The organism is Streptomyces sp. 5K101 (assembly GCF_046506645.1).
Lineage (GTDB): Bacteria > Actinomycetota > Actinomycetes > Streptomycetales > Streptomycetaceae > Streptomyces.
Window position 1 is genome coordinate 116,955 of record NZ_JBKFFO010000012.1, and the last position, 12,931, is coordinate 129,885.

The window sequence follows — 12,931 nt, forward strand, 5'->3', positions numbered from 1 at the left end:
CTGAGTGACTGAATAGCCTCAGTATTTCGATATGCCCCGTTATGGGGCCGTTGGACACGCCATGGCACCGCCAAACGGCCCGCATTACGTGCGCGCCCGATGTTCCAGCGCCATGCGAAACCACTCCTCGACCCTTCCGGTCACCGCGGGCCAGGCCAGCTCCGCCGCGGCACGTCTCCCGCTCTCGCTCATGACGTGCCGCGCACGGTCGTCGGCGAGCAGGGTGCCCAATGTGCCCACCAGATCCGCCTTCACCCCGGCGCGGAAAACTCGATAGGCATCCGGGATCGTGACCACCGGATCGAGTGAGGCCTCCGACGACACGACGACGGGGGTGCCCAGCGCCAGGGCCTCGAGCGCGGCTGTGGGTACGCCCTCGCCCTTCCCCGGCAAACGGCGCGATGCCAGGACGAACACCTCGGCGCGGCGCACCAGTGCGTAGACGTCGTCCCGACAGAGCGCACCGGCGAGTTCCACCCCCGGTCCGGCAGCCGCGAGCTCAGTGAGCCGTTCCCGCTCCGGACCCTCGCCCGCGATGACGAGGCGCAACCCCGGTCGGCTGCGGGCCAGTTCATGGAACGCTTCGATGAGCAGGCCATGGTTCTTCATGGGGTCCAGCGCGCCGACACTGACGATCAGTCCGCGCTCACGACCTTCGGGGCCGACGGCCGGGGGCATGCGGGACAGCTCGAGACCGCTGGACATGGTGAGGATGCGTCGCTCCGGCACCCCGCGTGCCACCAGATCACTCGCGGTCCCCGAACCGAGAGCGATGAACGCGTCCACGAACCGGAACGCGCGTCGGGCCAGCCACCGTCGCCGGTCGGACAGTCGGGCGTGGACGGTCATGCACAGCGGGATACCGAGGCGGCGGCACAGGGGACCCAGCCACAACGCCTCAATCTGGTCACCGTGCAGATGCAACAGGTCCACGCCCTGAGCATGTGAGCCGCCGACCAACTTCCGGATTGTCGCCGATGCCTCCGCCGCGAAGGCGGCCTTGTCGGATCTCGGCGCCAGCAGGCGTGACAGAGCGGTCCTGCTCAGGGACAGGCGTGCAGCCCCGTCGGGCACGGCCGTACCGTGACGAAAGGCCAAGGTCACACGGTGCCCGCGGCCCAGTTGCTCTCGCGTCAGGCATTCCACATGGCGTTCCATGCCACCCGGCATCGGGGGAACTCGGTAACTCAGCCGCAGAATATGCATGGCAATCCGCTCCCTTCATGTGCCACATCCGCTGCGGATTTCTGACGTGGCCGGCTGCTCGGCACGGCCTCGTCGCATCAAACAGACAGAATCTCGGACAGCTGAGTGCTGTCCGAGATTCTGCCGGTGGTGCTGCGGGCAGGAATTCGCCTTACCGCTGCTGACCCGCCGTACGCCGACGCTTCATGAGGACCAGAGACCCTCCGCCGAGCAGAACGAGGCCGCCTGCCGCGGCGAGCATGGCCGTCGTTTCGTCCGACGAGCCGGTCTTGGCGAGCGAGGAGCCGTTGTGGTCGGACTTCTTGTCGCCGCTGTCGGATTCATCGTGCTTGCCGTTGTCGTCGTAGGAATCGTCGTGCTTGCCGTTGTCGTCGTAGGAATCGTCGTGGTCGTCGTCGCCGTGGTCGGAACGACCGTGGTCGTCCTCGCCGCCACCGTGTCCGCGACCGTGGTCGTCGTCGCCGTGGCCCGGGCGGCCGTGGTCGTCGTCGCCGTGGTCGTCACCGTGGTCGTCACCGTGGTCGTCACCGTGGTCGTCACCGTGGTCGTCACCGTGGTCGTCCCCGTGGTCGTCCCCGTGGTCGTCCCCGTTGTCGTCCCCGTTGTCGTCCCCGTTGTCCAGGATGATCACCCGTGCGGTCAGGACGAGGCCCGACTCCAGGCCTTCGAGCGTGAAGTCGTACTTGCCGGGCTTGGTGTCCTCGGGAATGGTGACCGAATCGGCCACTTGCCCATTCGCATCCGCGATGTGGGTACCGAGCGGCACGACCGACAGGTCGTCGTCGTCGCCCTTGTCGCCCTTGTCGCCCTTGTCGCCCTTGTCGCCGTCGTCGGACGGGGCGCGTACGGCCGCAAGAGGCGCCGGGAATGCGACTGATCCTCTCAGGGCGGCGGTGTTCACCGATCCGGCGGCGCCGGCGGCGCCCCCGTCCACGGGAACGAGACTCGATTCGACCTCTTCGTTGGGCTGGAAGCCGGTCGCGACGAAGTCGAGCTCATCGCCGGGAGCCAGTGTGGTGTCGTCGACCTCAAGGCTTGGGCCGGGCGGATATGGCTGAGCCATTGCCGGCTCCACGGCGATGAGGGGAGCTGCGGCAATGAGGCTTACGGTGGAGGCGGCCAGTGCGACTCGCCATCCGGGGCGTCTGGGCATCGTTTCGGGCTCCTTCGGGCGACCCTTGATGAGGGATGAATTTCTTGTTTGCCGATGTGGAGGGTCGGACCGCGTTGCAGGACAGAGCTGTCTGCCGTGTCCGTTTCCCGCCGTGGCTCTGTATTCCGGACACCGACCCGTTCTGCGCTCGCATTGGATGGCACACGATTGACGCCTGCCGTCCAAGCATCGGGATCCATAGACGTGGGCGGCTCCGTCCAAACAGCCACACCACAAGGCTCCTCAGGACGGTGTAAGAGGTGCGCTCGTGTGGCCCTGACGACTGGCGATCACGGCGCGGACCTGCTTTGGTCTGTCGCACCCTCGCCGCGAGAGCGGGCCACCCTCGCATGTCATTTAGGTGCCCGCCGGCTCGCCCCTGAGTCGGCCACTTTTGCTGGGATTTCGAGTGATGACACGCCCACGACCGCCTGCTGCCGCGCATCGACGTCGAGGGCGAGAAGCTGACGCAAGGGCGGCCGCGATCCCCGCAGCGCCCTTGTCGCCTCGTGCCCCGCGTCCCCTCGGCTCGGGGACCGCGATGTCGTGGGCTGACCCCACGATTCGAAGGGCCGTTCAGGATTCCTCCGGAACGACCCTTCGGCCTGCGACGACCTGACGCTCCGCGCGCCAAGCACGTCCGGGAGGCACCTCGTCCGGCGCTTCGGGCGGACCGGGCAGACTGTCGGGAATGAACGAGATCGTCCCGCCCGCAGCCGGCCGTGACGGAGACCGCTGGCTCACGCCGGGCGTCAAGGGCATCGGCTCCGCCAGTCTCCTCGCCGATGTCGGCCACGAGATGCCCACCGCCCTGCTGCCGTCCCTGCTGACCTCCCTCGGCGCGCCGGCCGCGGCGCTGGGCGTGATCGAAGGGGTCTCCGACGCCCTGGCCGGCGCGGCTCGGTTCGGCGGCGGGGCCCTGGCGGACGATCCGTCCCGGCGTCGCAAGGTCGCCGTCGGCGGCTACACCGCCACCGCCGTGCTCGGCGCCGCGACCGCCGGGGCCACCGCGGTCTGGCAGGTCGGCGTGCTGCGAGCCGCGGCCTGGACCGCTCGCGGCCTGCGCGTCCCCGCCCGCAACGCCCTCCTCGCCGACCTCGTCCCACCAGCGGCGTACGGACGCGCGTACGGATTCGAGCGGATGATGGACAACCTGGGCGCGATCTTCGGCCCGTTGCTCGCGCTCGGTCTGGCCGCCTGGCTCGGAGTCGACTGGGCCATCGGCCTCTCCGTGGTCCCCGGCCTCCTGGCCGCGGCCGCGATCGTCTATGCGATCCACCGGACGCCCCGTCCTACCGGCCGGGTCAAGGTGCCCGTCAGGATCCGGATCAGGCCGGTCCTGCGGGGCCACCTCGGCAGGCTCATGGCCGCAGTGGCGGCCTTCGAGGTCGGCAACGTCGCGGCGACGCTGCTGATCCTGCGGGCATCCGACCTGCTCGCAATGGAGCACGGCGCGAGGACCGCGACGACGATCGCGCTCGGCCTCTACACCGCGTACAACCTCGCCGCCACGCTCGTCTCCGTCCCGGCGGGCCGGCTCGTCGACAGGCTCGGCCGCCGCGGGCCGGTGGTCGTCGTCGCCGGCGGCGTCGCCTGCCTCGCCCTGTCCTATGGACTGTTCGTCGTCGACACCACCGCCGTCGCGTTCCTGGCCGTCCCGTTCCTCCTGGGCGGGATCGGCATCGGCGCGGTCGAAACGGCCGAGCACTCGGCCGTCGCGGTCCTCGCCCCCGAGGACATGCGCGGCTCCGCCTTCGGCATGCTCGCCGCCGTCCAGTCCTTCGGCAACCTCGCCGCCTCGGCCCTCGCCGGCATCCTCTGGACCGCCTTCTCCGCCGCCGCGGCCTTCGCGTACCTCACCGCGTGGATGTTCGTCGCGCTGGCCGGACTGACCGTCACCTCCCGCGGACTCGGGCGGTGACGGTCGGGGTCACAGGCCGGCCAGCAGGCGCCCGGTGTAGCCGACCATGACGGTCCAGAAGAGGCCCGTATAACCCCGCTCACCGATGCTGGTGTTGAAGCGCCTGCCGAGGAAGGTCGCGATGAACATCAGCGGCACGCACACCAGGGCGACGAGGTAGTCCCCGCCCGTCAGCAGCGCGGCATCCGTCCAGACGGCGGTCTTCGTGACATCCCCGACGAGCGAGACCAGGGAGAGCGCGCCGACGAGGTGGAGACGGTCGAGATCCAGTCCGCGGACCGCGAGCCCCTTGAGGGGACCGGACGTACCGCTGAATCCGGACGTCGCACCCGAGGCGAAGGCCAGCAGCGGGGAGCCGGCCCGCCGCCAGCGGGTCAGGTCGAACGTCTCCATAAGGAACGCAGCGGCGAAGCTCGCGATGACCGCGAGCGTCACGGCCCGTTCCGGAGCGGAGACGAGCAACTCGGCCCCCAGGAAGGCCCCCGCGGCGACCAGCACGATCACGACCGCGGCCTTGCGGAAGGGAAGCGTCGCCTGGTAGGCGAAGACCTTCACGAGGTTGTTGGCGGCGAGGAGGAGGGCTGCCAGCGCCACCCCGGGCTTGGTGCCGAGAACCAGCGCCAGCGTGGGGACGAGGATCAGGCTGCCTCCGAACCCGGCCGAGGCGGACAGGAGGAACGCGGCCGCCACCGCAAGGAACACGACCGGAATCAGAAGCGGCTCCATCGCTGCTCGCCCTACGGGATCGTCGACAGGTCGATCCGGAACATCCCGCGACCGTGTGTCACGCAGACGAGCACCTCGTCCATCCAGAACAGGTCGTCGACCGAGCAGTTGGTCGGGCCCTCGTTCGTCGGCGACCAGCTCGCTCCGGCGTCCTCGCTGGCGAACAGCCCCACCTCGGTGCCGCAGTAGAGCAAGTCCGTTCGCCGCGGATGCACCGCCAGGGCCCGGATCGGAGCGGGCGGCAGAGCGGTGGCGAGGTCGGTCCAGGCCGCTCCGGCGTCTGTGGTCACCCACAGGTTGCCGCGCTCGTATCCGCCGAAGGTGACGTAGGCGGTGTCCGGGTCCGTCGGATGCACGGTGATGCCGGTGCAGTAGCGCCGTGGCGTCAGCGGACTCGGCCCCGTCGCACCGACGCGCGCCCAGGTCGGCGTCGCCGCGGTGCCGTTGGCGGTGCGGAAGACCATGCCGTCCTCGTGGCCCACCCACACCACGTCCGAGTCACCGCGCGCCACCGCGATCGCGCTGATCATCGCTCCGGCGCCGGGCTTGATCGCCCGCCAGGCCGGTCCGGCGACGAGCGTGTTGGGCTGCTTGGCGTTGTCGGTCCGCCACAACGACACGCCGCCTGCCAGGATCCGGTTCTCCTCGTTCGGATCGAGCACGAACGGTGCGATGAAGAGTGCGTTCTCGTTCTTCGCGTCCGGGATACGGAAGGGCACCTGCTTCCAGGACCACTCCCCCGTCCCGAAGTTGAAGAACTGGCCGCTGATGTAGCGGTCGCCCTGCGTGTCGTCGGTGGTGGCGCCGTCGGTGTTGCGGTGGATGTTGAGGAAGACGTATTCGCCGTAGAACACGTCGGGGTCGGTGGGGTCGGAGGCGCACCAGCCGCCGTCACCGCCGAAGAACTCCCGCCAGTCCTGGGTGCCGAGGGCGGGGTCGAAGACGAGCGAGCCGTTGTCCTGCGCGCCGCCGATGATCTTCCCGCTGCCGGTGTGGCCCGCCCCGGCGTAGAACTGCGTCACGCCGTAGTCGTTCACCAGCTCGGTCCAGCCGTTCACGAACGGAGGCTTCGGCTCGGATCCGACGACCGCCAGGTCGTCCGCCCTGAACACACCGCCGTCGTTGCCGAAGAACACCGTGCGGTTGGTGACCCCGTCGTACGAGGGGTGCGCAACGATCGCGTGCTGGTCGGCGTGGACCGAGGTGGGCTCCCACCACGTGCTGATCTCGGACAGATGGTCGCCGCCGTCGGTGCTGCGGTACAGGTTCACGCCGCCGACGACCACCAGGTCCGCGTCTGTCGGGTCCCCGGCCCAGATGGCGTTGTCGTACCAGCCCTGACCGCCGAGGTAGTCCGACGGCCGGCCGTCCGGGGTCAGCGTCTTCCTCTTCTGGTAGGACGCTCCGCCGTCCTGCGACCGCCAGATCTGGCCGGTGGTCATCTGGACCGACGCGTAGACGATGTCCGGGTCCTTCGCCGCGTACGCGAGCTCGACCCGGCCGGTCCACGGGCCGCCAGTCGCGAGGTCCCAGGTGAGACCCCGGTCTCGGCTGAACCAGGCCGCGCCGTCGCGCAGCGCCCCGGCGACCGCCTTGTCGCTGTCCTGCGGATCGAATCGGACGTCGCCGAGCGGGTGGCCGAGCACCCTGGTCCAGGTGGCCCGCGCAGAATCGGCGCTGCGGAAGAGGCCGGTGGAGGTGGCCGCGAGGACGACCGCCCCGTCCTGCGACACGGCGATCCGGCTCACGAACTGGAAGTCCGGGGTCTGGGTGGCCGCGATCGGCGTCCAGGCGCGCGCGTCGGTGGTGCGGAAGATGCCGTTGCCCCGGATGGCGTCGAGGTTGTGGAAGGCCTCGCCGGTCCCCACGTACATCGTGGACGCGTCGGACGGATCCATGGCGATGCAGCCGCAGGAGAGGTTCTCCAGGAAGTCGTCGACCGGTGCCCATTGGGCACCGCCATCCCCGGTGTGCCACACCCCGCCGCCGGCGCTCACGGCCCACATGCTGTCCGGATCCGCCGGGTTGATCACGATGCCGCGGGTCCGTCCGCCGATGTTCCCGGGGCCGAGCCACACCCAGTTGGCCAGCTGCATGCCGGCCGTCGGGGCCGGTCCGGCCCGGCGCGGCCGGCTGTTCAGACCGGTCGGCACACCGGCGGTCATGGGCGGCGCCTCGCGACCCAGCAGGCTCTCCGCCTGCGCATAGGCCGCGCCCAGACCGTGCGGCCGGACGTTTCCGTCGTCACTGCGCTCCTGTTTGAGGCGGAAGAGCCCGCGGGCGGTGGGCAGGTCGGGGAACTCGAGGCGCAGCAGGGCCCGCCGTACCGCGGCCTCGGGAAGGGCCGCGAGCGTCTCGTTCGTCGTACCGCGGGAGCGGCACAGCAAGTGCACCTGCGCGACGCTGATGTTCTTCGACTGGGCGACTTCTTCGTCTGAGACGGCCATGATGACACCCCGATCGGGATGGGATGGTGCGGGTGGGTGGGGGGTGAGGATGCAGCTAGGGCCGGAGCCTGGGCGCCCGCCTCGGGCTCGCGCGGTCCAGTTCCACCTCCCACGCGTGCGTGCCGGTGCGGGTATCCGCGGCCCTCAGGACGACGGCGCCGGAGTCGGGGCGAAGGAGGAGTTCCATGCGTTTGCCGCCGACCAGGCTCTGGTCCAGTACGGCCGACTGCCGGTCGGACGAAGCCGCCGGTGGTACGGGGGGTGGTACATCGGCGTCGCCTGTATCCGGGAGCGCCTCTGCCTCCACCCCGGCTCCTGCCCATACCTCTGCCTCGGCTTCCGCCTCGGGGAGCACTTCCAGCGAAGGGGAGCCCGCCAGAGCGACCCTCAGGGCTCCGTGCGCCGAGCGCCGGGACTCCTCCAGGACCTCTGCGCTCGGTGCGGCACCCCCGCGGTACCAGGTCCGGACGACCCAGCGGAGCACCACGGCGTCGTCGGCCGCCTCGGTCCGCAGGGTGAAGTCGCGGGTGTCGTCGAGGGTGCAACGCGCCCACGGCGGCAGGTCGACCGGCTCCGAAGTCCAGCGGTCCTCGCCGGTCGCGGCGTCGAGCACCACGACCATGAGCGTCGGCGACGGGCTGATCCGCAGGGCCACGACCGAACCGGCGAGCAGCGCGCACGGTCGCAGGCTGGGCCCGTGGCGCCACAGCAGTGCGCCGTTCTCCAGGTCCAGTGCCATCAGCGCACCTTCGTGATCGTGTACGACGGCCTGCCGGCCGCGCGCGTCGGCCACGCCACGCGGAACTCTCGCCATACGGCCCCCAGGTGGGCGTCGCAGGAACGCGGATGCGGGATCACGGACCGGAGCCGTGAGGCGTGCGGGCCGCCCGGCGCGAGGTGCGGGGCCCGGCCTGGCCGCAGCGCACTTTCATCGTCCCCCCGGCCGGGGAGGGCGGCAAATGGATCTGCCCCCATCCCGCTCGGCCTCCCGTCAGTTGACGCATACACCATCCCGCACTGGGGTCAGCGGCGCGGTCCGGCGAGCAGGGCGCCGGCGAGGGCGAGGTGACGGCGCGTGGATTCGGGGACGGCTCCAGCGTCGTCGAGGATCCGGGACAGCCACGCTGCCGCCTCCGCCTCGCGCTGGGCGGCCGTCAGGGCCTGGGCGCGTTGCAGCCGGCTCTACTCAACACATGGGTGGTCGTGTGCCGAGCAGCCGACTGCGCTCAGCCGCGGGGCGGGTGAACTCGGCGATCCGCGGTTGGCCAAGCCGTCGACACCGTCGACCGCATCCCCCACACCCCCGAACGCGGAAGGCCGCCCTCTCATGGATGAGAGAACGGCCTCCGACCTGCGTTTCCGCACAGTCGGGACGACAGGATTTGAACCTGCGACCCCTTGACCCCCAGTCAAGTGCGCTACCAAGCTGCGCCACGTCCCGATGCCCGTCTGACCTGGGGTTTTCCCCGGCCGAACGCGCATGAGAACCATACCGCACCCGACCCGGTGGTCACGAACCCGCGTTGCGCCGCCCGAGCCCCTGCGACGTGCCGCCCCCTCAGCCACAGCGCAGGTTGGCCCAGGGCCGGGGTGGGCCGTGCCCATCGCCAGGTGCCGCGGGGACAACTTTCGGGACGACCTATTGACCGTGCGCACCTGCGCTCATTAGCGTGGCGGCACCTTGCCAGAAAGCGCTTTCTGCACGCTTTTTCTCGGCACTCGGCCGGAGCTCGGAGGAGTTGACCGTGAGTCAGACCGCCATCAAGGCACCGCCCACCGGGGTGGCCGGCGTGGACCGGCGGAGCGCGCCGACGGCCGGCGAGCGGGCCGGCCGGCTGATCGAGCAGAGCTGGCGGCCGCTCGCCCTGCTCCTGGCCTGCTTCGCCGCCTGGTGGGCCGTCGCCGCCGCCGAACTGGTCGAGCCCTATCTCGTGCCCTCGCCGGGCGCCACGCTCGACGTGCTCACCTCGAAGGCCGACTACATCTGGCAGCACAGCTGGGTGACCACGTACGAGACCCTGCTCGGCTTCGTCATCGCCGTCGCTGTCGGTGTGTTCGCCGCCGTCGTCATGGTCTACTCGGCCACCGTCGGAAAGACCCTCTACCCCATCCTGCTGTTCGCCCAGGTCGTGCCCAAGATCGCCATCGCGCCGCTGTTCGTCGTCTGGCTCGGCTTCGGCATCGCGCCCAAGATCCTCATCGCCGTACTGATCGCCTTCTTCCCCGTCGTCATCTCCATGGTCACCGGACTCAAGGCGGTCGACCCCGAGATGCTGCAGCTCTCCTCCACCATGGGCGCGAGCCCCTGGCAGACCTTTGTGAAGATCCGTCTGCCCGCCTCGCTCCCCCACCTCTTCTCCGGACTCAAGGTCGCCGTCACGCTCGCCGTGACCGGTGCCGTCGTCGGTGAGTTCGTCGGCGCCAACGAGGGGCTCGGCTACGTGATCCTCCAGGCCAACGGCAACCTCGACACCCCGATGCTCTTCACCGGACTGCTCGTCATGTCCCTCATCGGCGTCGTCCTCTTCGTCCTCGTCGAGATCGCCGAGAAGCTCCTCCTGCCGTGGCACGCCAGCCGCCGCGAGACCGGCGCCACCACCACGTTCTGACCCAGCTGACGACAAGGACCAGCCATGACTGCGCGCAGACCACTTCTGACCGGCCTCGTACCGCTGCTCCTGGTCGCCACGGCCTGCGGCGAGGACGGCTCCGGCACATCGACCAGCTCGTCGGGCAAGGAGCTGGACAAGGTGACGCTGACCCTCAACTGGTACCCGTACGGCGAACATGCGCCGTTCTACTACGGCAAGCAGCAGAAGATCTTCGAGAAGCACGGCATCGACCTCGACATCCGGGCCGGGCAGGGCTCCCAGAAGACCGTGCAGGCGACCGGTGCCGGGCAGACCGACTTCGGCTGGGCCGACACGCCCGCCGTGCTCTCCGGAGTCGACGCCGGTGTGAAGGTCAAGAGCCTCGGCGTGTTCCTGCAGACCACGCCCTCCTCGGTGCAGTTCTTCGCCTCGCAGGGCATCAAATCCCCGGCCGACCTCAAGGGCAGGACCATCGCGGGGACGGCGGGCGACGCGCTCTCCAAGACGTTCCCGATCTTCCTGAAGAAGAACAACCTCGAGGAGTCGGACGTCAAGGTGCAGAACACCGACCCGGCGGGGAAGATCGCCGCGGTCATCTCCGGCAAGACCGACGGACTGCTCGGCTACGCGAGCGACCAGGGCCCCACCATGCAGGACAAGGCCAAGAAGCCCGTGGCGTACCTGCGTTTCTCCGAGAACGGACTGAACTTCTACTCCAACGGCCTGATCGCCGGCAACAGGATCCTCCAGACCCGGGGGGACCTCGCGCAGCGCATGGCGAAAGCCGTCAGCGAGTCGTTCACCGCCGCCGAGAGGGCACCGGAGCCGGCCGTCGCGTCGATGGCGGGCGCGAGTGAGCAACTGCCGCCCACGACCGTGCTGTCCGAGCAGCTCGCGACGACGCTCACCCTCCTCCACACCGACGCGACCCGCGGCAAGGCCCCCGGCGTCAACACCGAGGCCGACTGGCAGCAGACCATCGACGTCTTCGCCGAGGCCGGACTGGTGAGCAGTCCCCAGCCCGTCGCGGAGTACTGGGACAGCGCCAGGGCGATGAAGGGATGACCATGGCCAGGGACATCACCCTCCGGGCACCGGCCGTGACGGACAAGGACGGACAGGGCGGCGCGGCCGTCTCGCTCAGGGACGTGGCCGTCCGCTTCCGTACCAGGAACCGGGACGTCACCGCGCTGAAGGACATCGATCTCGAGGTGCCGATGGGCCGGTTCGTCGCCATCGTCGGCCCCTCGGGATGCGGCAAGTCCACGCTCCTGAAGCTCGTCGCCGGGCTCCTCGCCCCCTCGTCGGGCGAGGTGCTGCTGGGCGGCGAGCGCGTGCGCGGCCCGCGCCACGACATCGGTTACGTCTTCCAGCGCGCCGCGCTCCTGGAATGGCGCTCGGCCCGCCGCAACATCCTGCTCCAGGCCGAGATGCGCAGGATGCCCGCGCAGGCGGGGCGCAGGAGGGCCGACGAGCTGATCGCCATGACCGGCCTGAGCGGCTTCGAGGACGCCCTGCCGCACGAGCTGTCCGGCGGCATGCAGCAGCGTGTCGCCCTGTGCCGGGCGCTGCTCCACGAGCCGCCGGTGCTGCTGATGGACGAACCGTTCGGCGCGCTCGACGCCCTGACGCGCGAGCAGATGAACACGGAGCTCCACCGCATCTGGCGGGAGACCGGCACCACCGTGCTGCTGGTCACCCATTCCATATCGGAGGCGTGCTACCTCGCCGACCGGGTCGTGGTGATGAGCCCCCGGCCGGGCACGGTCACGGAGATCATCGATGTCGGCCTGCCGGCGGAACGCGACTACACCGAGACGATGGGGCGGCCCGAGTTCCGGGAGGCCACCACCCGTATCCGCGGGCTGCTCGGCGCCGCGTCGGCCCAGGACTGACGAGCCGGGCGCCGGGGGCCCGCACCACGGCAGGAGCCCTGTACCACTCACCGAGTGGGACAGGGCTCCTTCGTTCGCCGGGCCAGTAGCGCAGAGCCGGGTCAGTAGCGCAGATTCGCCAGGTACGTGTAGCTGTTGCGCGCGGTGGCGAACGGGTCGGCCGGCGAGTCGTGCTCCACCAGCCACTGCTTCACGCCGCCGCTGCGGGCGGTGTCGAACATCGCGGCGAAGTCCAGGACCCCGGAACCGACGTCCGCGAAGCCGCCGTTCGGCGCCATGTCCTTCACGTGCAGCGCAGGGAAGCGCCGCGGGTGCCGGATGAACAGGTCCTGCGGATCGCTGCCGCCGCCCTTCGCCGCCCAGTAGACGTCCAGTTCGAACCCGACCAGCTCCGGGTCGGTCTCGTTCAGCAGGATGTCGTACAGGACCTCGCCCTCGACCGTCTGGTGGTCGAGGCCGTGGTTGTGGAAGAGCAGCGGGCCGAGGCCTGCTTCGCGGGCAGCCAGGCCCGCCTTGTTGAACTCGCGGGCCGCCTCCCGGAATCCGGCCGGTGTGTGCATGGCCCCGGGCAGGCTCGGCACGACGATCCAGCGGGCGCCCAGTGTGTGGATGTCCTCCAGCGCCCTGGGCAGGCCGCTGCCCCGGACGGTGTCGTAGCCGACGTGCTCCAGCACCGCCCTGAGCCTCGTCGCGTCCAGCATCGACCGGATGGCGGCGGCGCTGTTGCCGTGCCGGCCGCTCACCCCCACGGTCATGTAGCCGATCTCCGCGAGGCGGGCCAGTGTCCCCTTGAAGTCGGCGGCCAGTGGCGTGCGCATCGTGTACAGGTGCATGCCGATGCCGGACGGCGGGATGCGGCGGCAGCGGCGGGCCGTGTCTGCCGCCGTTTCCGGTGACTGGGCCGCGTGGGCGAGCGGGCCGGATGCGGCGACCGCGGCCGCCGCCGCCCCAAGTGCCCTGCCGAGAAACGCGCGTCTGCTGTCGTTCATGGT

General features: G+C 70.2%; 10 protein-coding genes and 1 tRNA gene. 4 read left to right on the plus strand and 7 right to left on the minus strand.

Annotated features, from left to right (window positions below; translation table 11 throughout):
• Positions 1–84 precede the first annotated feature (84 nt).
• Entirely contained in the window at positions 85–1,206 is a 1,122-nt protein-coding gene (locus ACLB9X_RS23210) for a glycosyltransferase family 4 protein (protein ID WP_410362306.1), read from the minus strand.
• Between the two features lie 151 nt (positions 1,207–1,357).
• Positions 1,358–2,269: an LPXTG cell wall anchor domain-containing protein gene (locus ACLB9X_RS23215; protein ID WP_410362307.1), complete on the minus strand. Its 912-nt coding sequence runs from the start codon at positions 2,267–2,269 to the stop codon at positions 1,358–1,360.
• Between the two features lie 781 nt (positions 2,270–3,050).
• On the opposite strand from ACLB9X_RS23215, the gene ACLB9X_RS23220 reads away from it, so the two are divergent.
• Positions 3,051–4,280 carry an MFS transporter gene (locus ACLB9X_RS23220; protein ID WP_410362308.1) on the plus strand — a complete coding sequence of 410 codons (1,230 nt, stop codon included), beginning with the start codon at positions 3,051–3,053 and terminating at the stop codon, positions 4,278–4,280.
• A gap of 9 nt (positions 4,281–4,289) precedes the next feature.
• Here the strand turns inward: ACLB9X_RS23220 and ACLB9X_RS23225 are convergent, their stop codons facing one another.
• From ACLB9X_RS23225 to ACLB9X_RS23240, 4 genes are all read right to left on the minus strand, one after another.
• Positions 4,290–5,006, minus strand: coding sequence for a TSUP family transporter (locus ACLB9X_RS23225; protein ID WP_410362309.1), 717 nt, complete (start codon positions 5,004–5,006; stop codon positions 4,290–4,292).
• An 11-nt stretch (positions 5,007–5,017) separates the two neighbouring features.
• Positions 5,018–7,453: a WD40/YVTN/BNR-like repeat-containing protein gene (locus ACLB9X_RS23230; protein WP_410362310.1), complete on the minus strand. Its 2,436-nt coding sequence runs from the start codon at positions 7,451–7,453 to the stop codon at positions 5,018–5,020.
• Between the two features lie 55 nt (positions 7,454–7,508).
• Positions 7,509–8,267 carry a PQQ-binding-like beta-propeller repeat protein gene (locus ACLB9X_RS23235; RefSeq protein WP_410362311.1) on the minus strand — a complete coding sequence of 253 codons (759 nt, stop codon included), beginning with the start codon at positions 8,265–8,267 and terminating at the stop codon, positions 7,509–7,511.
• 553 nt (positions 8,268–8,820) lie between these two features.
• A tRNA-Pro gene (locus tag ACLB9X_RS23240) sits at positions 8,821–8,894 on the minus strand.
• A gap of 298 nt (positions 8,895–9,192) precedes the next feature.
• Here ACLB9X_RS23240 and ACLB9X_RS23245 point away from each other — a divergent pair.
• The 3 genes from ACLB9X_RS23245 to ACLB9X_RS23255 are packed head-to-tail and all read left to right on the plus strand — an operon-like array spanning position 9,193 to position 11,939.
• A complete protein-coding gene (locus ACLB9X_RS23245) occupies positions 9,193–10,062 on the plus strand; it encodes an ABC transporter permease (protein WP_410362312.1) in 870 nt (289 codons plus the stop codon).
• A gap of 24 nt (positions 10,063–10,086) precedes the next feature.
• Entirely contained in the window at positions 10,087–11,109 is a 1,023-nt protein-coding gene (locus tag ACLB9X_RS23250; RefSeq protein WP_410362313.1) for an ABC transporter substrate-binding protein, read from the plus strand.
• Between the two features lie 2 nt (positions 11,110–11,111).
• The gene (locus ACLB9X_RS23255; RefSeq protein ID WP_410362314.1) at positions 11,112–11,939 is read left to right on the plus strand and encodes an ABC transporter ATP-binding protein; all 828 of its coding nucleotides are present in this window, start codon (positions 11,112–11,114) and stop codon (positions 11,937–11,939) included.
• Positions 11,940–12,040: 101 nt separating this feature from the next.
• Here ACLB9X_RS23255 and ACLB9X_RS23260 read toward each other — a convergent pair whose 3' ends face one another.
• On the minus strand, positions 12,041–12,928 hold the full coding sequence (locus ACLB9X_RS23260) for a sugar phosphate isomerase/epimerase family protein (RefSeq protein WP_410362315.1): 888 nt from the start codon (positions 12,926–12,928) through the stop codon (positions 12,041–12,043).
• Positions 12,929–12,931 lie beyond the last annotated feature (3 nt).

What these genes read in the sequence shown, in the direction of transcription:
- ACLB9X_RS23210 (WP_410362306.1), bottom strand. Translation starts at nt 1,206, where the DNA reads ATGCATATTCTGCGGCTGAGTTACCGAGTTCCCCCGATGCCGGGTGGC.
- ACLB9X_RS23215 (WP_410362307.1), bottom strand. Translation starts at nt 2,269, where the DNA reads ATGGCTCAGCCATATCCGCCCGGCCCAAGCCTTGAGGTCGACGACACC.
- ACLB9X_RS23220 (WP_410362308.1), top strand. Translation starts at nt 3,051, where the DNA reads ATGAACGAGATCGTCCCGCCCGCAGCCGGCCGTGACGGAGACCGCTGG.
- ACLB9X_RS23225 (WP_410362309.1), bottom strand. Translation starts at nt 5,006, where the DNA reads ATGGAGCCGCTTCTGATTCCGGTCGTGTTCCTTGCGGTGGCGGCCGCG.
- ACLB9X_RS23230 (WP_410362310.1), bottom strand. Translation starts at nt 7,453, where the DNA reads ATGGCCGTCTCAGACGAAGAAGTCGCCCAGTCGAAGAACATCAGCGTC.
- ACLB9X_RS23235 (WP_410362311.1), bottom strand. Translation starts at nt 8,267, where the DNA reads ATGGCGAGAGTTCCGCGTGGCGTGGCCGACGCGCGCGGCCGGCAGGCC.
- ACLB9X_RS23250 (WP_410362313.1), top strand. Translation starts at nt 10,087, where the DNA reads ATGACTGCGCGCAGACCACTTCTGACCGGCCTCGTACCGCTGCTCCTG.
- ACLB9X_RS23255 (WP_410362314.1), top strand. Translation starts at nt 11,112, where the DNA reads ATGGCCAGGGACATCACCCTCCGGGCACCGGCCGTGACGGACAAGGAC.
- ACLB9X_RS23260 (WP_410362315.1), bottom strand. Translation starts at nt 12,928, where the DNA reads ATGAACGACAGCAGACGCGCGTTTCTCGGCAGGGCACTTGGGGCGGCG.